The following is an 18,449-nucleotide window of genomic DNA, read 5'->3' on the forward strand; positions in this document are numbered from 1 at the left end:
AAATATCTTCAAATCAAACGTTTTCATTCTTTTGTCTATCCTATAAAAAACCGGAACTGCGCAAAATGAATATAAAATCACATGTGTTTTATTGAGCAAACGATACTACTTATGTCTCATGCTATTTGTCAAAAGAGCTTTCTGATAATACTTCCCAATCTTTTAATCTACAACTTTCTGCGCTGAATATTCCTTTTTTACTATAAGCTAAAGCTTTCAGTACTGGTAAAGAGGCATTCTTCTCGTTTAAATCGGCCAAAGGTACATATAAAGCGCCGATAGAATCTTGTCCTTCAAAATCGATGGTTGTCTCACAGATATCTCCAATCAGTTGGTCAATTTTATAAAAAACGCAGATATGATTGTTCTCCGTTGTTTCTTGATATGTCCATGGATACAAAAAATTAACCACACCCAATTGATGCCACTGTGCAACTTTTGCCCCCGTTTCTTCTAATACTTCTCGGCACAGTGCTTCTTCCAGCAATTCCCCCATTTCTAAACTGCCGCCTGGCAAATCATAACGATATTGATAAGGTCCGCCATTCTTTTTTATCACTAGGAGCTTCTGATCCTTGATCATAATGCCATAAACCCCAAATGCTGTATGTTCTATTTTTTCCGCCTGCTTTCTATCGTTAAAGAAGCATCTAGAACAGCAAACATAGCTGTTCTAGAGTTCTTATATTTTTTCGGTTATATCATCAAAGCATCTGCTTAGTAAAGATTCTAATGAAAGTCATTTATCTATTTACTCATTTTCTTCTATTGCGATTTCATCATATATGAGCGCTATAAATTTTTTCTTTAGTTGCTTCTCCTTTATTTTTTTCAGATATTTTATGACATGTTTTGAAGGTATCACTTCATAGGTCAAGTTCTGCCTCCAGCGCCTCCTTTGTCATAGGGCGAGCATCTGTATATGCTTCTTCAGCAATGGCGTGAAATGAAGCCACTATTTTTTCTTTGCGCTCTTTGAATGCTGCTAAAATATCTTCATGCTCATATCCCTCTGCGATGATATCCGTTAAAATCTCTTCACCAAAATCGAAAAAACCTTTTGCTGGTTCTACAAATTCGTATAGAATACCATTGCCTACTAGTTTAGGCTCTACTGCCACGCCACTGGGAATATTGAAGTCTTTGGGTACGGTCAACATAATTGAGTTTCCTTGTTTTCTGGTCTTGGTGATCATCTTTATTCCTCCCCTGTCATTAGTAATGTCTCTGTCATTACATTATACCATCACGAGGAGTCATTACAAGTAATTACATAAAAGCTGATCTATTTTCTCTATAAAGAAAACGACCACGTCTATTTGCAATCACCCTTCTTCCCATTTTAAACTGGCGCTTTGATTCTCGCTTCGTACGCATCTAACCATGCTTGTGTGATGGGTTCGATGATCGTGGTTTGGTTGGGACCAGGTTTAGCCATAAATATCGCAGGTGCTTGTTGTTCAGTTGCCACGCTAAAGGTGAAATCCACATTGGTGGCAACGCCCCACGCCCCTTGGTTGTTCATCGCAATCAGCGAAAATGCCCCTGCTTTTCCTAATCGTTCCCGCAACTGCTGATCAAAGTGATAGACTGCTTGATCACACGCTTCTTGAGGTGTCGACCCATTGCCCATTAATCGAACGATTTCATAGGACAAGCATCCTTTCATCAAATCTTCGCCTAAGCCTGTGGCTGCGGCACCGCCGATGGTGCTGTCTGCATAAAATCCCGATCCTGACAACGGAGAGTCCCCTACACGTCCAGCCTTTTTCATAAAGAGACCTGAGCTGGAAGTCCCCACAGCCATGCGTTGACTTTGGTCTAGTGCGACCACACAGACAGTATCATGACCATCATAGGGGTTCAATTTCTTGTCGGCAATTTCTGCTAGACGTTTTTGCCAGATCTTTTTGGCACGTGGTGTCAGCATGTTCTTGCGAGGAAACCCTTCATTCATCGCATATTTAGTCGCACCTTGTCCGACTCTAAAGCTGTTAAAGGTGTCGACACTTAATTTGCGCGCCACCGAAATCGGATTGGCCACATCTGTGATGCCCGCAACAGCACCGATTTGAAAGGTATCGCCGTCCATAAATGCCGCATCTAATTCAACGATTCCTCGCTCATTGGGTAAGCCGCCATATCCCACAGATTTATAGTATGGATAGTCTTCGACATTACAGATAGCTGTTTCTACAGCATCTTTACAATCCCCGTTATCTGCTAAAATAGCTTTTGCTGCTAAAACCCCATCGTGCGCCATACGCCAAGTTGCTATTGTTCCCCACATATATTTTCTCCTCCTATAAGGACTTCTTGCGTCCCTTTGTTGTTTTCATTCTTGATCAATGCAGCCATTGCATGCATATAGATGTTTACGTTTGATTGAAGATCTGTTACAGCCATGTATTCATCTTCTCGGTGTGCAATGCCTTTTTGTCCTGGAAAAGACGGACCAAAGGCGAGAATGTTAGGCACTTTACGGGCATATGTCGCTCCGGTAGTGGTCACAGGGGCCAAATAAGTACCTGTGACTTGACCATACACCTCGGATAACAGGCGTGCCCCGCGGCTCTCCTTGTCGCGACAAATACTAGGTATGCTTCGCACCACTTCGATCTCTGCCTGTTTGGGCAGATGCTGTCTGATCGCTGCTAGAACTTGTGCTTCCTTTCGCGCAACAGGATACCTGACACTCACATCCAAAGAAAGGCCTTCAGTTGTTTTTTGCAAAATGACTGGTGTCACTAAAGAGGCTTCTTCTGTGGCAGAGAATGTGTGAAGACCAATCCCTTCCCCGGTATGTTGTGCATGAAGTTTTTCTGCTATCCATGCACATGTGGTACGTGCTGCTTCAGATAGACCAGCTTCTTGTTGGAGTTTTTTGGCCAGTATCGTGATGGCATTCTCACCTAATTCAGGGGTATTGCTTGGTGCGCGTCTGCCTTTCGCAGTCACAACGCGCTCCGCCACAGTGACCCTGAGCTGATCTGGAACATGTGCTCGAGACTGATCCCCTTCGATCGTTCCCAAAAGTAATCGATCTTGCGTGGATAACGGAAATGAGAGTCTTACTTGTAAAATTCCACGTTCGCCGTAGACCACAGGGTATTTGCAATCTGGGGTGAACCCAAAACTAGGTGCTGATTCTGCGGCAAGATAAGCTGGGATATCGGACATGCCGCTTTCTTCATCTGTGCCAAACACAATCCGAATCTTGGTGCTTGGCACGACCCCTAATTCCTTAAGCAATTTCAAGCCATATAGACAGCACATGATTGGCCCTTTATTATCCAAAATCCCGCGACCATATAAATTACCCGTTTTTTCCGTCAAATCAAACGGCGGAACTGACCATCCCTCCCCTGTTGCGACGACATCTAGATGGCCAAAAACACCAATATAATCAGTGTCTGATGTGCCCCATTCTACATAGCCGATTTTTTGATCGATCATTTTTGTCTTAAAACCATACCCTCGGCCTAAGCGTAAGACTTGTTCTAACGCCTGTTTAGGTCCCGTGCCATAAGGGGCATTTTTGGTAGCAGCACCTTTCACACTGGGGACTTGCATGATACGTTGCAAATCAGCAAGAAATGCGGGCCACTGCTGCTTAATGATGTGCTCAAATTGATCCATTCTTTACTCCTTTCATGTCCTGCGACTATTGATTTGTTTGAATGTATATTTATCACCACGGTAATAGGAGGTTTCGTACATGACCGGTATCCCGTTCGCAGCATACGTCATCGCACGCAACAGAAGGACAGGATCATTTTCTGTAATGGACAGTAAGCGCGCGATTGAAGCTGGACATTTGATTGCTTCAATTTCTTGTTGGGCATAGCCTATCGGCTGTTTTTTTTCGATTGCTTCGTACAGTGAGCCTGAAAAATCAAACGTTTCTTTTTCAGCTGACAACTGCAGACTAGGAAGATAAATATTTTCTAGCGTCATTGGTTCATGATCTAAAGAACGTAGGCGCACCAGATGAACCATTGGTATGTCTTCCGATTCGGAAAATAGTTGCTTGATTTTATCTGGTACCGTCGTAGATTCTTCTACCTGCAAGACAGTGGTCTGGGCTGTTTTCTGTTCCAATTGCGCGCGCTCCGAGAAACTTTGCAATCCATTCGCGCCACTTTGGATTTTAGCCAACTGCATGACATAATTGCCTTTGCCTGGATGTTTGACGATGCGTTGCTGCTGAATCAGTCCTTCCATCGCTTTTCGGATCGTGAGGCGGCTGCATTGGAATGTCTCCGCCAAAGCATAGTCTGAAGGTAGTTTCTGACCAGCTGGATAGACCCCCGCATCTATTCTGGCTAAAATCCGGTTTTGAATTTCTTGGTAGATTGGTTGCGTACTCATTTGCTTCACCTTCTTCTGTTGCATCTCATATCTTGCAACTTATTTTGAATAAGAATCATTTCTTCTATTCTTCACAAAAACAGTATATACCATTTAGTATATACTGCGCTAGAGGTTTATAAAAAAAAGGAATGCCATTGGCATTCCTTTTTCATCATTATTCTTTTGTTTCGTCTTGAACATCTGTTGTTTCTTCAACAACATCCGCAGGTTCGATCGTTGTTTCAACAGAAGATTCCACCATTCCTGGTGTAACCGTCCGAATTGCTGAACGATCAAATTCTAAGAAGATGCCTTCGCAATCGATCACAACTGTGCTTTTTTCAGTGTTGATCTCAGAAATCACGCCATGAAGTCCGCCAATTGTTACCACACTGTCGCCAGCTTTCATATTTTCAAGCAAGTTTTTGCGTTCTTGTTGTTGTTTCTTTTGTGAGCGACTCATGAAGAACCACATTGCCACTAAAGCAACCAACATAAAGATCATTGGTAAAGATTGTGCCATTTTTTTCACCTCGATTATTATTCTTTCCTATAAATACTTTATCAGAATCAACTTTATTTTCCTACCGTTTTGACGATAAAGTTTAGAAATTCCTTGCGTTTTCTTTGTTGAATCCATATTCTTCAATAAAATGTTGTCGAAACTCTAATAAATTGTCATCCATGATCGCTTGACGGACTTGTTTCATCAAGTTCAACAAGAAGTAAACATTATGGTAAGACGTCAAACGCATGCCGAAAGTTTCATCACATTTGATTAAATGACGAATGTACGCCCGTGAGTAATTCTTACAGGTGTAGCAATCACATTTTTCATCAATTGGACGGAAATCACGGGCATATTGCGCATTTTTCACGACCAAGCGACCTTTAGAGGTCATGCAAGTCCCATTACGCGCGATCCGTGTCGGTAACACGCAATCGAACATGTCCACACCACGTATGACACCATCAATCAAGGAATCTGCCGCCCCAACACCCATGAGGTAACGGGGTTTGTTTTCTGGAATCCATGGAGTAGTAAATTCCAACACACGGTTCATTTCAGCTTTTGGTTCGCCGACTGATAATCCGCCGATAGAATAACCTGGGAAATCCATGCTGATCAAATCTTGCGCACTTTGTTTCCGCAAGTCTTCAAATCCAGCCCCTTGGATGATCCCAAATAGCCCTTGGCGATCAGGATTGGCATGGGCTTCTAGTCCCCTTGCTGCCCAACGTGATGTTCGTTCAACTGATTTTTTGACATAATCATAACTTTCATCAAATGGGGGGCATTCATCAAAACTCATCATAATATCTGAGCCCAATTTATTTTGGATATCAATTGCTTTTTCAGGTGATAGGAACATTTTTGAGCCATTCAAATGATTTTTGAAATGGACGCCTTCTTCTACGATATTCCGCATATCTGCCAACGAAAAGACTTGGAAACCGCCAGAATCAGTCAAAATCGGTTGATCCCAATTCATGAATTTATGTAAGCCGCCTGCTTCTGCTACGATGTCTTCTCCTGGCCGCAACCATAAATGATAGGTGTTGCTTAAAATGACACCGGCACCCATCTCTTTTAATTCTTCTGGTGCCAATGTTTTGACGGTTGCCAAAGTGCCAACAGGCATAAACATCGGGGTTGGGAATGTGCCGTGAGGGGTGATCAATTCTCCCAAGCGTGCACCGGTGTGTTTTTCTTTTTTGATTAGACGATAACGAATGGCTGGTTCTGTCATTCATTTCCCTACTTTCTTTATATACTCAAGTTACTGTGCAACGCTATCTATGATAAGCGCTATGCTGTTAATTTGCAAGGAAGTTTAAGGAATCTATCCCTATTTTCTCCTAAGAATGCGAATCAATCTCTTCTTTTTTTTGAAGATTTAGTGAATGTTTGCTATGATGTTATTTATATTGAAGGGAGGTTTTTTTGTGAAATCGATTGGTGAATTAAAACGTGAAGCAAAGCAAATGTTGCAAGGCCGATGGAAGGACAGTGTATTGATGTGCTTAGTCCCTACATTGATTGCCATCGCCATCACTGCTGTGCTGGTTGTTGTAGCTGTTATTCCGCTGATGGCACTAATGAATAGCAACGGCTCTATAGACGCGTCTACGGTGGAAACAGCGAGTTCTACAGGTAATGGTGGCGGTGGTCTGATCAACGGGTTGTTTGCGGCACTCTTTGGTGCAGGGATTTCTTGGACATTTTTGGATATTCTTCGTGGCAAACGCACAGAGATCAAGCCATTTTCTGATGTTTTCCGCGGCTTCAACGGCGCATTTGTCCTAGGTATTATTGTCATTTTCATTTTAACAACTATTTTTACAACGTTATGGACTTTCTTGTTCATCATTCCCGGCATCATCAAGGCGTATGCATACTCACAAGCCTATTTTGTTTATTACGATACGTATGAACAAACGGGCATGCGTCCAGATTTCCTCAGCTGTATCACTGGCAGTCGCCACTTGATGAATGGCTATAAAGGAAAATTGTTCTTGCTTGATTTGAGTTTCATTGGTTGGCATATATTGGCGCTGTTTACATTGGGTATTGGCTATTTATGGTTGACACCTTATATAAGCGCCACAAAGGCGGCATTCTATGAAAATCTGCCAAAACAAGCACTCGCTTAAAAGACCGTCGTAACGGTCTTTTTTCTTTGGCAAGCAAACCATTTGCAAGCGTTTCCTAACCATGGTATATTATGAGTGTAAGGAAGGTAGCAACTCTGATGGTGGTTACGTAATAAACGCAAACTCAATCTACAAAAAGTTGTTGAACGTACAAGTTTCACCTAGTATCAAACGTGTAAAGTAACAAGAAGAACCACGTAACAAAGATCGAACATTTCCATATCGACAAATGATACGTCTCATTTTGTATCAGAATACACGAAACATGTGTAAAGTTGTAAATGAAACAAATTTTCGAACCATTGCTTTGCATGTAACATCAAAAGCGACCACCACTTATACCTTCCTCAAGTATGAAGCTGGGCGACAAAAAAGCAGTTCTAAAGTTGAGAAATCAGCAACTTAAGAACCGCAATTGTCGCTCAGTTTATTTGTTTATTTCAAGAACATCGCATCGCCAAAACTAAAGAAGCGGTAGCGTTCATCGATGGCATGTTGATAAGCTGCTAAAGTCAAATCACGTCCAGCAAACGCACTGACCAACATAACCAATGTAGATTTTGGTAAATGGAAATTGGTTGAAAAAGCTTGTACGACTTTGAATTCATACCCTGGGGTGATAAAGATACTCGTCCACCCACTATCGGCTTTGATTTCGCCATCAAATTTGGTTCCGATCGTTTCTAAGGTACGAATAGAGGTTGTCCCTACTGCGACGATTTTTCCGCCTTTGCTGCGTACGTCATTCAACTGTGCCGCCGATTCTTCCGTCAAACGATAAAATTCGCTATGCATCTCATGATCCGCAATATTGTCCACGCTCACAGGTCGAAACGTGCCCAACCCAACATGGAGGGTCAAATACACGAGTTTTACACCTTTGGCTGCGATCTCTGCCAACAGTTCAGGAGTAAAATGCAAGCCTGCTGTGGGTGCAGCAGCTGAACCATTTTCTTTCGCATACACAGTTTGATAGCGATCAGGATCTTCCAAACGTTCTTTGATATAAGGTGGTAACGGCATCTCTCCTAATGATTCTAAAATCTCTAGGAAAATGCCCTCATAGCTAAAGCGAATGATACGTCCACCATGATCCAATTCTTCCTCAACGACTGCCTCCAGACGCCCATCTCCAAAAGTAATTTTGGTACCGACTTTGGCTCTTTTGGCTGGCTTGATCAACGTCTCCCAGCTGTCCCCTTCAATGTTGTTCAGCAGCAAAATTTCTAGGTGTGCTCCTGTTTCTTGTTTTTCGCCATATATACGGGCTGGCAAAACACGGGTATCATTCATGACCAACGCATCGCCAGGGTTCAATTCATCAATGATGTTATAAAAGTGCTTATCTTCAAAGCCACCCGTCTCACGGTCTACGACAAGCAAACGTGAACTTGAACGGTCGCTTAATGGGGTTTGGGCAATCAATTCTTCTGGTAAATCAAAATCAAAATCTTCAGTTGTTAACATATCTTTCCTCTCTTCCTTTCATCTGCTCGTCTATTTTAGCATGTTTTTGGTTGAAAAGAAAAAGAAGACTGCTGATTAAAGAGAAATGGTCCGCACTTCTTCGATATGGTAGTTTCCTCTACTCTTCAGGATGCGGACCTCAAGAGACGTAAGCGCACGTTTAGGAAAACGAACAATGCGCTGGTACCCAATCGCATTTCCTGTTGCCAGCAATTCGTCTTGCCCATCCACTTTTGTATAAATCTGATAGCTTTCGATTTGTTGGCCAAATGAAATCACCTCTTTTAGCGAAACCCCGCTGAGTTCGACTGGTTCTGCCCATTCAAACAGCAACTGTGCTGGTTCTTGCGGTTGGACAGACCGATACGTCTGCGTGTTTGGATCAACAATAAGATTGGTCAACTGGCACGTAGCTGTTGGCACATGGTTTTCCTTCTTCAATGCATTGATTTTCTCGCCTAATTCATTCAGTACGATCAGATCGTTTGGCGCCATCAATCCGTTGGGCATGGGCGGCACATTTAGCAAAAAGGTACTATTGCCGCCGACCGCCTGCTGATAGATCGTAAATAATTCTTCACTGCTGCGCAGCGCCTGGTCTTCGTGGGCATGATAAAACCAACCAGGACGTATTGATGTATTGACTTCTGCTGGGTACCAAACGAGTTTCCCCTGATAGGCGGCCAAAACGGTTTGGCTGCCTAGATCTTGTTGGGCTGAATTTGCTCTGCCAAAGGTGCCGTCATCCACTTTTTGTGATTCCGCCATCGTGCGTTCCGCCGACAATAAAGCTTCTGGCACCACGCTCCATTCATCTACGCGTGTATGCCCAGCCTCATTGCCAACCCAACGTACATCTGGACCACAGACCGCCATGACTGCTTGCGGCTGTAATTGACGCACACAATCAAAGTAACGTTGCCAATCATAGCGTTGTTGTTTGCCTGCAACCTCACCATTTGCTCCGTCAAACCAGACTTCAAATATATCACCATAATGCGTCAATAATTCTGTCAGCTGCGCAATGTAGAATGCATCGTACGCTTCTCCGCTTCCATAAACAGGCGCATGCCTATCCCATGGCGATAGATAGATACCAAATTTCATGTTTTCTTCGGCACATGCCTGTGAGACCTCTGCAACCAAATCACCTTGCCCATTTTTCCAAGGGGTATTCTTGACTGAATAGGCGCTTGTTTGTGTCGGCCATAGACAAAATCCATCGTGATGCTTGCACGTCAAAATGATTCCCTTCATGCCTCCTTGCTTCAGCCCTTTGACCCACTGTCTGCAGTCTACAGATGGCGGATCAAATAGCGCTAACGAATCCTGACCATCCCCCCACTCTTTGTTCGTCATTGTATTCATCCCAAAATGAATGAAGCCGTAAAATTCAGTCTCTTGCCAGTCGATTTGACGTTTGGATGGACGAATCTGTGATAATTCTTGTACAGATACCATATATTGCTCCTTTCAGTTTTTTTATTCGATGATAGGTGTCTGACTGAAAGTCAGCTCCGTCACCTGGATACCTTCTGTCTCAAAAACAATAACCTCATTGTCTCCTTGCTGCCAAAAATAGGCTGGTGCATATAAATGCCTCACCGGTCCTTGCCAATAGCGTCCAATATGATGACCATTGACAAAAACGACCCCTTTGCCTAACGTACGACAATCCAAGAAGGTATTCTCAGGTTTATCTAGGTGGATCCATATTCTATAAAAGCAAGGTGTACCTGATAGGGTCTCTTTGCCAAAATCGATTTTTTGCAACTGCTCAGGTGATAGCTCTAATGAATAATGCTGCCAATCTGATAGGTATTGATTGTCATCTAGAACGCCGCCACGTATTCCTTTTCGCTGGGTAGGCGAAATCAGTTTGAGACCGTAATTGTTTCTTCCCATATTTTCAACGAGTAGATCTAACTGACTGTATGGTTTTGACAAGTGCAATGACACGCTTTCACCTATTTGCTTTTGGTATTGTGTCGCCACGCACTCGTGGTCAAGGTACCATTGAATACGATCGCCGCCTTCTACGATTTTCAGCGTACTATGACTAGCAGTTTTCTTGAGGACAGTGCGATATAGAAGATAGCCGAATTGCTGTCCCAATTTTTCCATTGGCAAGGAATAGTCGTTTCTGACCGGTACGCACATCTCATCTATGACTGAAAACAAGCTGACCGCATCATGTACTGGCTGTGTGTCAAAGGCAACTATATTGGGTAAAATAGGCGCTTTAGTGTCCGCACTCGGCACTTCTTCTTGGATGACTTTTTGGATCGCATCGTATTTTTCAGTTGGTGTACCCCATTCAGTAAGGAGAGCATCATAATCATAGGAAGTGATTTGTGGATCGTTGATGTCCCCTGCGTCTGAACAGCCATTATAAAAACCAAAATTGGTCCCGCCACGAAACATGTACAAGTTGATACTGCCTTGTTTCAAGGTTTGTCGGACTTCCGTTGCTGTTTCCGTTGCGTCTCTGCGGATGATTGGCTTGCCCCAATTACTGAACCAGCCATCCCAAAATTCCATGCACATCAAAGGTCGATCGATTCCCCGTCTGTGTTGATACGCCCTAAGTGCTGCAAATTGGCCCGACGCATCTGATCCAAAGTTGACTGTCGCAAGAATTTGGTTATCTGACGAGGTCCCCGCTTCAAGTAACTTCTCAACACCCCCATCAGAAGTGAACAAAGGCACATCGAAATAAGTTGCCAGCAACCCCGCTAGCCATGACAAATATTGTTGATCTGTCCCAAAAGAACCGTATTCGTTTTCCACTTGAACCATCAATAGCTTCCCGCCTTTAGTAAATTGATAGGGAACCAACTTGGGCAGCAAAACGGCATAATAGGCTTCGATGGCTTTCAAGTAGCCTGCATGCTGCGAACGAATCCGCATACTATCATCTGCCAACAACCAAGCCGGCAAGCCGCCAAAATCCCATTCCGCACAGATATAAGGCGATGGTCTTAAAATAATATATAGCCCTAGATCTTGCGCCATCGTCAAAAATGAGGTGATGTCTGCGATCCCTGTAAAACAAAAGACGCCTTTCTTAGGTTCGTGCAGGTTCCAAGGTACATAGGTTTCTACGCAATTCGCACCTAATGCCACTAAATTTTGCAACGTCATCTGCCATTCTGAAGGCGCCAGACGGTAATAATGTACGGCCCCAGATATCAAACGAATCGGTTGATCATCTATATAAAATTCTTCTTTGATGTCAAATTTCATTTGCGCTTTCCTCTCTTTCCACATGTGTACATTTTAAAACAACCTTGAGAATGCATAGTGACTTCTCAAGGTTGTTTTACTTTATAGGTCAATCAAATCCATTGTGTGCGATGACATCTGCCATCCAAAAACTGATTTCTTTCGGTGTCCGTGCATAACCGTTGGTCAAATTAAGACGGTAATAGCCATAGCGGTTCTTGTACGCATTCAACCAACTCCAGCAATCCGTGAATGTCCACATATGATAACCAAAACAAGGCGAACCTTCTTCGATGGCTTGATGCAGCGCTTTAAGATGGTCTGACACAAAGTCTATGCGATACGTATCCTGAATGATGTCGTGCGCATCCATATATCGTTCCTCTTCAGACACCCCCATCCCATTCTCGGAAATAAACCATGGAATATTGTGATAGCTTTCTTTCAAACGCATCGCAATATCATAAATACCTTGCGGATAAATTTCCCAGCCACGGTGGGGATTGATTCGTTTCTCTGGCCAATCATATCCCCGGAACAAATCTCTAGGGCCTGTGATTGGTCGATGCGGACTTTGTGGGGCTTGCACACGTAACGGCTGATAGTAGTTGCAGCCAACGAAATCGACCGTATTTTCTCTGAATATCGCGTGATCATTTATGTCCGTTTCAGGAGATAAATGTGCCTCTTTCAAGATTTCCACAAGTTCAGCTGGAAAAGTCCCTTTGACCGCGCAGTCCAGAAAGCTGCGAATATACAGCAAATCAGCCCATCTCGCAGCTTCAACATCTTCTTTATTCTGACTTTTTGGATAGACAGGAGAGAGATTCAAGATAATCGAAATTTGCCCATCATTGTAAGGATTGTTGCGGTATGCTTTGACCGCCTTTGCATGGGCCAGCAAAGTATGGTAAGCCACTTGGATCGCACGCTTAAAATCTTGCACTTTCGGCCAGTGGGCATCACCCATATAGCCGCATTCGATATGTACCAGCGGCTCATTGAATGTCGCCCATTTTTTGACAATGTCCCCAAAGCATTCAAAAGCTGTTTTGGCATAGAAGGCAAAATGGTCTGTCGATTCCCTTGCTTCCCATCCACCTTTTTCCATCAGCCACCATGGCATATCGAAGTGAAATAAATTAACGATGGGTTCCACGCCATTGTCGATCATTTCTTGAAAATAATCCCGATAAAAAAGAAGAGCTTTGGGGTTTAATGTCTGACCATCAGGCAACAAGCGTGTCCAAGCAATCGAGGTACGAAAAGAATTCATCCCCATCGCTTTCATATTCGCTACATCTTCTTTGTATTGATAATAGGTATTCGACGTATGTTCAGGCCCCACGCCATCGAAAAATAACTCTGGCTCCATCTCAAACCATTTGTCCCAGGTAGACGGGCTTTTTCCATCTACATTTGCTGCACCTTCTGTTTGTGGCGCTGAGGCTGCTGCGCCCCATAAGAAATCTTTGGGGAATGTATACATTTGTTTCTCTCCTTTTGCGTCATGCCGTTGTGACGTTGAACTTCTCACAAAAAATAATAGTATTCTCGGCTTCGACTTGTAATGTGAATTCTGGTGTTTCCGTTAATAGACTGCCTTGTAAAAGGGAAGACAAGGGGATCCGCAATGAAAATGTTTTTGATCCTTGGGCTGGAATCATTGATTTAGTAAACCCGCACAGTGCTTTGACTCGTGGTATGACATCCGTTGTATAATCCTTGAGATATACTTGGATCGTTGTACTGCCATTCATTGCAGACGGATTTTCTGTTTCTCCCTCTATTTCAATGCAACCATCAAATAGTCTAACAGAAGTAATAACAGAGGCAACTGCGCCATAGGTCAATCCATACCCAAATGAATATTTAGGCCGACCGCTTTCATCTAAATAATCCTCTTGAAACGCTTGCTTGCGATAATTATAATACACAGGCAACTGGCCTTCCGTACTTGGGATAGACACAGCAAGATGGCCACTTGGTGTGTCATCACCAAAAATTAGTCTACTGATTGCTTCCCCTCCATATTGGCCAGGATATCCACAATAAAGAATACTCGTAAAATACGATTCGATTGGCTCAATCAAATGTGGGCGACCGGAAATCATCAGACCAATCATCGGTTTGCCTAATGTGGCTAACGCTTTAATCAATGCCAATTGGCATGTCGGGATGTTTAAATGGGCCAAGTCGATATTCTCTCCACTTGTCATATCGTGTGATCCTTGGCGTGCTGCGCCGTTATCATCAAAAACTGTCCCAAAATCACGAATACTCGATCCACCCATCGTCACGATGATCGTATCTGAGGATTTGGCGATGGCCATCGCTTCTTGCAGCCATTGCGCATTGCCTTGTGTGATACCGCATCCTTCAGCCGCTTTGATCGTGAGGGATTCGGTTTGATACCTTTCCATCCCTTGACAAATAGTCACACACTCAGCGGCTGATTTGAACGGTGTGTAATCCCCTAAAAGATGGTAGATATTTTTGATATGTGGGCCGATCAAGGCTATTTTTTGTGGTCGATCTTTTGGGATCGGCAAAACTTGCTGTTGATTTTTTAACAGGACAATGGACTCTGTAGCAAGTTGCAAGACACTGGTTTTTTTGTCTGTTTTGGCACTCGTACTTGTTGAGACAGCATGCGCAAATAATCCTAGCTTTTCTTTTAATGACAATACACGGCGGACTGCTTGATCTAGAACATCCATAGTGACCAGTCCTTGATCGACCGCTTCTTCAAGCAAAGGATACACATTATCCCATAAGCTGACATCGATTCCCCTGGACAAGGCTAGCGCAGCTGCTTCTACAGGTGGCAGACGATCAGTTAAACGATCTAGCGCACAACCGTCTGCCATCACGATCCCCTTGAATTGCTGTTCCTCACGCAAAATGCTTTGCAGTAAATACTTATTCGTGTGGCAGGGTACCCCATCTAAATCATTGTAGGCGGCCATAAAACCAGCGGCTCCTGCAGCAACACCTGCCACCATTGGGGGCAAATGGATTTCTCGTAGTTCTCGATCACCTATGCTTACTGGTCCGGCGTTGTGCCCACCCATACAGGCCCCTTGAGCCGCCAAATGCTTCAACACAGCTATAACATTTTCGGTACCAAAATCCCCTTGTAAGCCGGTCACTGCCGCTTTTGCGAAGCAACTGGTAAGAAAAGGATCCTCGCTAAAGCACTCTTCTGTCCTTCCCCATCTGGGATCTCTCGTCACATCCAATGCAGAAACTAGCCCAACGTGAGCCCCTTTTTCACGTAATTCTGCTGCAACGATTTTTTGGACCTCTTCATAGAGTGTCGGATTCCAACTTGCGCCGACACTGAAGTTGACAGGTGTGGTCGTTGAATAAAGGGCTTGATGTCCATGGGGACACTCCTCTACAAGAAACGCTGGAATTTGTAACCGGGTATTGGCCTTTAAATAAGACTGGATCAGCTGAGACACTTCTTTTGCTTCTTCCAGATGCAACCCAGTGGTATGATTCCTGCCAGACCAAGGATCCGCTCGAAACACACCATAAATCCAGCCGATCGATCCAAATCGTTTCACTTCCTCTTTGAAGTAATCTGTCAAAACGATTTGCCCATTCACCTTCTCATACACTTGCCATCCATAGAGGCGTTGATTCAGTTGTCCAACTTTTTCTTGGAGCGTCATTTGTTTGAGCAACGCATCGATCATTTGCTTCTCCTATTCAAAAAATATTTTTATCGTTTGCACTTCATATGGCGCGAAAGCAACATGGATTTGATTTGCTTCCACGTGTAGCTCTTCCTCGTTTTCTTCTAATAAATTGCACAAAACAGCCCGTTGAATGGATTGCTGACTTTCTATCACAGCCTGTGTACGCCGGTTATAATATTCATATAAGCGAATGATCACGGCTTCTTCATCTTCGGCTTTTTTGATGGTATCTAAAAGAATATTCTCTTGTGGTACGTTGAAAAAGGCACCAGACGCTATCTTGGTTGCTGGGAGAGAAATGGCAGGCACATTCAAATCTAGTGCTTGTTCCATAGTATGTCCTTTCTTCCAATCTCCTTCATGGACATAGAGGGCGTACGTAAATTCATGATGGCCTTGGTCGGCTTCTGGATATGGATCAATAGCAGATTTGATCAAGGAAATACCTATTTTTTGAAAGGCTGTACTAAATCCATATTTTGAATCGGTCAAGACACTGACCCCATAGTCATCTTCCGACAAGTCAACCCACTTCTGGCCACAGCTCTCAAAACGAGCAACGTCCCAAGAAGTATTTTGATGGATTGCACGTTTTACATTGCCAAACTGAATATCGAAAGTCGCTTCTAAGGTATTCACAGCTATCGGCAGTTGCGCTTTCAAAAGAACATGGTGTTGATGCCAATCAACGGTGGTGTCAAAATCGATTCTGCCTGTTCCATGATAGAAGTGAATAAATTGCGTGATCTTTGATTGTTCAAAGGGACGTACAAGTTTGATGGTATCTCGAATCGGTCCTTGTTCCACAATTGCAGCCTCGCTGATTTGTGCTACTTGATATGATTTTTGCACATAATACGGATCAATATCCCACGCATCATAGTTCATCGGCAAGTCTTCGTATGCAACCAGCTGATTCATGACCTCCCCTTTTGGCAAGACGTCTCTTTGGTGTTTTTTGTCAAATAATGACACGATCTCAAACTGTGCATTAAATATGACTACAAAATCGGTTGTTTCAAAACGTTGTGGCAAAGTACGTACAGATTGCACGCTTTCTGCAGCCTGTAATCTGATTGGTGTAAAGGATAGGCTATCTGCTTGCGGCACTTGGACGATCAACTGGCCATCATGTGTCCTTTGAGAAGGCATCCCTATAGCAGTTTGCGCTGAAACAGGTAATTGCACGTGCATCGTTCTCTGAATGCCCAGACCATTGAACACCGTAAAGACATCTTTTTGTGCAGGATCTTCTGGGATCAATTGCTTGATCATTGCTTGTCCTTCTGCTTTCAGCCATGCATAGTCTTGATCTGTTTGCTGATAGACTTCTTCTATCGAGCTGCCTGGAAGAATATCATGAAATTGGTTCAGCAACAGTAACTTCCACATTTTCTCCAATGCCTTTCTTGGATAGTGATCAAACCCGCGAAGTGTATAGAGTTTTTCCAAGGTCTGCATCATATTTTCCCCTTGACGATTGTTTCTTTTATTTTTACCAATGGAGGTCAAGGTACCTCTATGATACTCAAAATATAATTCTCCATACCAAACAGGTGCTGCTGCCGCCTCGAAAGATTGTGCCAGCCGTTGGAAATAAGCCACGGCTTTATCCCCAGTAATCGTTGGCATACTCGGCAATGGTTGTTGCAGGCGTTTCTGACATTCCAACATATTTCTGGTAGGACCACCGCCGCCATCACCATACCCATAGGCAATCATGATCTCATCATGAATTTCTTTTTGCTGGTAGCGTGCAAAGCTGCCTTTGATCGTATATGGGTCTAACAATCCATTGTAGGTGGTGTAATAAGGGGTTGGACTATACCCTTCGCTGATTGTCGTAATAAAATGGGTCAAGACTTGACTGCCATCAATGCCTTGCCAATAGAATGAATCGTAGGGAATCTGGTTGTATTGATTCCATGATAACTTCGTAGTCATAAAGTAAGGTGTATTGGTTTTCTTTAACAATTGCGGCAAAGCGGCAGAATAGCCAAATACATCGGGCAGCCACAACATTTGACTGTCGATGCCAAACTCTTGTTTAATGAATCGTTTGCCATAAAGCAATTGTCTTACAAGGGATTCACCCGATGTTAAATTACAATCGGCTTCGACCCACATCGCACCTTCTACTTCCCAACGTCCTGATTGGATCTTTTCCTTGATTGCTTGGTACAGCTCCGGGTATTGCTCTTTGATAAATTGATACATTTGCGGCTGACTTTGCAAAAAAGTATAGTCTGGGAATTCGTCCATCAACTTCAACACTGTTTGAAAACTGCGTTCCCCTTTCTCGATGGCTTGCTGAACCGTCCATAGCCAGGCCAAGTCAATATGGGTATGGCCAATGGCCGTTACTTTTTCTGTTGTGACGTTTTCTTCCTGATAGCATTTTGCTAGTTCTGCTTGCGCTAACGTCAAACTATGATAAAAACGTTCACTGTAAGGACTGCAGAAATCCAAGATGTTAGCAGCGGTACTTAGATGCTGTTGATAAAATCTTTCTTCACCGCCAAACTTACGGATTGCCCGCCATGTTTCAAACAATGTTGTAAAATCCAGCCCTGTTTTTTCTACATCTGGGTCAATAGCAATCAATTGCAGATAAAGAGGAAATTGTTTCTCTTCCCTTCCAGAAAATAATTCTAGCCGGAAATCCATTCCCCGTTCATCCCATGAATCCAGCAGCACTTCGCGATGATTGACATCGATGGCTTGTACAAAAGATTCATTCAAATATACTTTCATTTGCGGATTGGTGGTGTTATCCCATTCGTTCAACGAAGTATAGATACGGATAGCCACTGTCTGTTCCTGCCAGTCCGCTGGTATATGGATGCGTCCTTTAAAAGTATAATATTGATTTTTGCTGCCGAAAAAAGTGCCCTGCGCATAGGGCTGCCATCCTTCTGATGTTTGCATGTCAACAGGAATAGCGATAGGTTGTTCTTTGATTCGAAAACTTTTTAATTTGATCAAGATTTTTTGAATACGTTCAAACTCAAAATTTGTCATTTTTCCACTTCCTGTAATAAA

At 43.3% G+C, this 18,449-nt stretch carries 14 protein-coding genes and 1 pseudogene; 1 reads left to right on the top strand and 14 read right to left on the bottom strand.

The annotated features are described in order from the left end of the window. Positions 1-121 precede the first annotated feature (121 nt). From ACYVRS_RS10615 to tgt, 8 genes and pseudogenes are all read right to left on the bottom strand, one after another. Positions 122-616 carry an NUDIX hydrolase gene (locus ACYVRS_RS10615; RefSeq protein ID WP_461203429.1) on the bottom strand — a complete coding sequence of 165 codons (495 nt, stop codon included), beginning with the start codon at positions 614-616 and terminating at the stop codon, positions 122-124. Positions 617-766: 150 nt separating this feature from the next. Beyond that, positions 767-877 (bottom strand): annotated as a pseudogene (locus ACYVRS_RS10620) (type II toxin-antitoxin system RelE/ParE family toxin); the annotation flags it as partial. Then, positions 867-1,196: an AbrB/MazE/SpoVT family DNA-binding domain-containing protein gene (locus ACYVRS_RS10625; protein WP_461203346.1), complete on the bottom strand. Its 330-nt coding sequence runs from the start codon at positions 1,194-1,196 to the stop codon at positions 867-869. The gene ACYVRS_RS10625 and the pseudogene ACYVRS_RS10620, both read right to left, overlap by 11 nt. A gap of 146 nt (positions 1,197-1,342) precedes the next feature. Then, on the bottom strand, positions 1,343-2,290 hold the full coding sequence (locus tag ACYVRS_RS10630) for a glycosylasparaginase (protein ID WP_461203347.1): 948 nt from the start codon (positions 2,288-2,290) through the stop codon (positions 1,343-1,345). Further along, on the bottom strand, positions 2,275-3,639 hold the full coding sequence (locus ACYVRS_RS10635) for a Sapep family Mn(2+)-dependent dipeptidase (protein ID WP_461203348.1): 1,365 nt from the start codon (positions 3,637-3,639) through the stop codon (positions 2,275-2,277). The genes ACYVRS_RS10630 and ACYVRS_RS10635 overlap by 16 nt, the downstream gene beginning before the upstream one ends. Positions 3,640-3,651: 12 nt before the next feature. Further along, on the bottom strand, positions 3,652-4,371 hold the full coding sequence (locus ACYVRS_RS10640; RefSeq protein WP_312499387.1) for a GntR family transcriptional regulator, LSA1692 subfamily: 720 nt from the start codon (positions 4,369-4,371) through the stop codon (positions 3,652-3,654). A gap of 157 nt (positions 4,372-4,528) precedes the next feature. Continuing rightward, complete coding sequence (yajC, locus tag ACYVRS_RS10645; RefSeq protein WP_054115891.1) at positions 4,529-4,876, bottom strand: preprotein translocase subunit YajC; 348 nt, start codon at positions 4,874-4,876, stop codon at positions 4,529-4,531. 82 nt (positions 4,877-4,958) lie between these two features. Beyond that, the gene (gene tgt, locus ACYVRS_RS10650) at positions 4,959-6,104 is read right to left on the bottom strand and encodes a tRNA guanosine(34) transglycosylase Tgt (protein WP_054115890.1); all 1,146 of its coding nucleotides are present in this window, start codon (positions 6,102-6,104) and stop codon (positions 4,959-4,961) included. Positions 6,105-6,300: 196 nt separating this feature from the next. On the opposite strand from tgt, the gene ACYVRS_RS10655 reads away from it, so the two are divergent. Next, a complete protein-coding gene (locus tag ACYVRS_RS10655) occupies positions 6,301-7,008 on the top strand; it encodes a DUF975 family protein (RefSeq protein WP_312542155.1) in 708 nt (235 codons plus the stop codon). Positions 7,009-7,443: 435 nt separating this feature from the next. Here the strand turns inward: ACYVRS_RS10655 and queA are convergent, their stop codons facing one another. From queA to ACYVRS_RS10685, 6 genes are all read right to left on the bottom strand, one after another. After that, entirely contained in the window at positions 7,444-8,475 is a 1,032-nt protein-coding gene (queA, locus tag ACYVRS_RS10660) for a tRNA preQ1(34) S-adenosylmethionine ribosyltransferase-isomerase QueA (protein ID WP_312499383.1), read from the bottom strand. 75 nt (positions 8,476-8,550) lie between these two features. After that, positions 8,551-9,936, bottom strand: coding sequence for an alpha-L-fucosidase (locus tag ACYVRS_RS10665; protein WP_461203349.1), 1,386 nt, complete (start codon positions 9,934-9,936; stop codon positions 8,551-8,553). A 21-nt stretch (positions 9,937-9,957) separates the two neighbouring features. Further along, a complete protein-coding gene (locus ACYVRS_RS10670; protein ID WP_461203350.1) occupies positions 9,958-11,721 on the bottom strand; it encodes a glycoside hydrolase family 35 protein in 1,764 nt (587 codons plus the stop codon). Between the two features lie 88 nt (positions 11,722-11,809). Next, a complete protein-coding gene (locus tag ACYVRS_RS10675; RefSeq protein ID WP_461203351.1) occupies positions 11,810-13,189 on the bottom strand; it encodes a glycoside hydrolase family 1 protein in 1,380 nt (459 codons plus the stop codon). A 19-nt stretch (positions 13,190-13,208) separates the two neighbouring features. After that, positions 13,209-15,404 carry a glycoside hydrolase family 3 N-terminal domain-containing protein gene (locus ACYVRS_RS10680; RefSeq protein WP_461203352.1) on the bottom strand — a complete coding sequence of 732 codons (2,196 nt, stop codon included), beginning with the start codon at positions 15,402-15,404 and terminating at the stop codon, positions 13,209-13,211. A 9-nt stretch (positions 15,405-15,413) separates the two neighbouring features. Further along, positions 15,414-18,428, bottom strand: a complete 3,015-nt coding sequence (locus ACYVRS_RS10685; protein WP_461198810.1) for an alpha-mannosidase — start codon at positions 18,426-18,428, stop codon at positions 15,414-15,416. Positions 18,429-18,449 lie beyond the last annotated feature (21 nt).

The organism is Enterococcus salsurae, assembly GCF_054784955.1.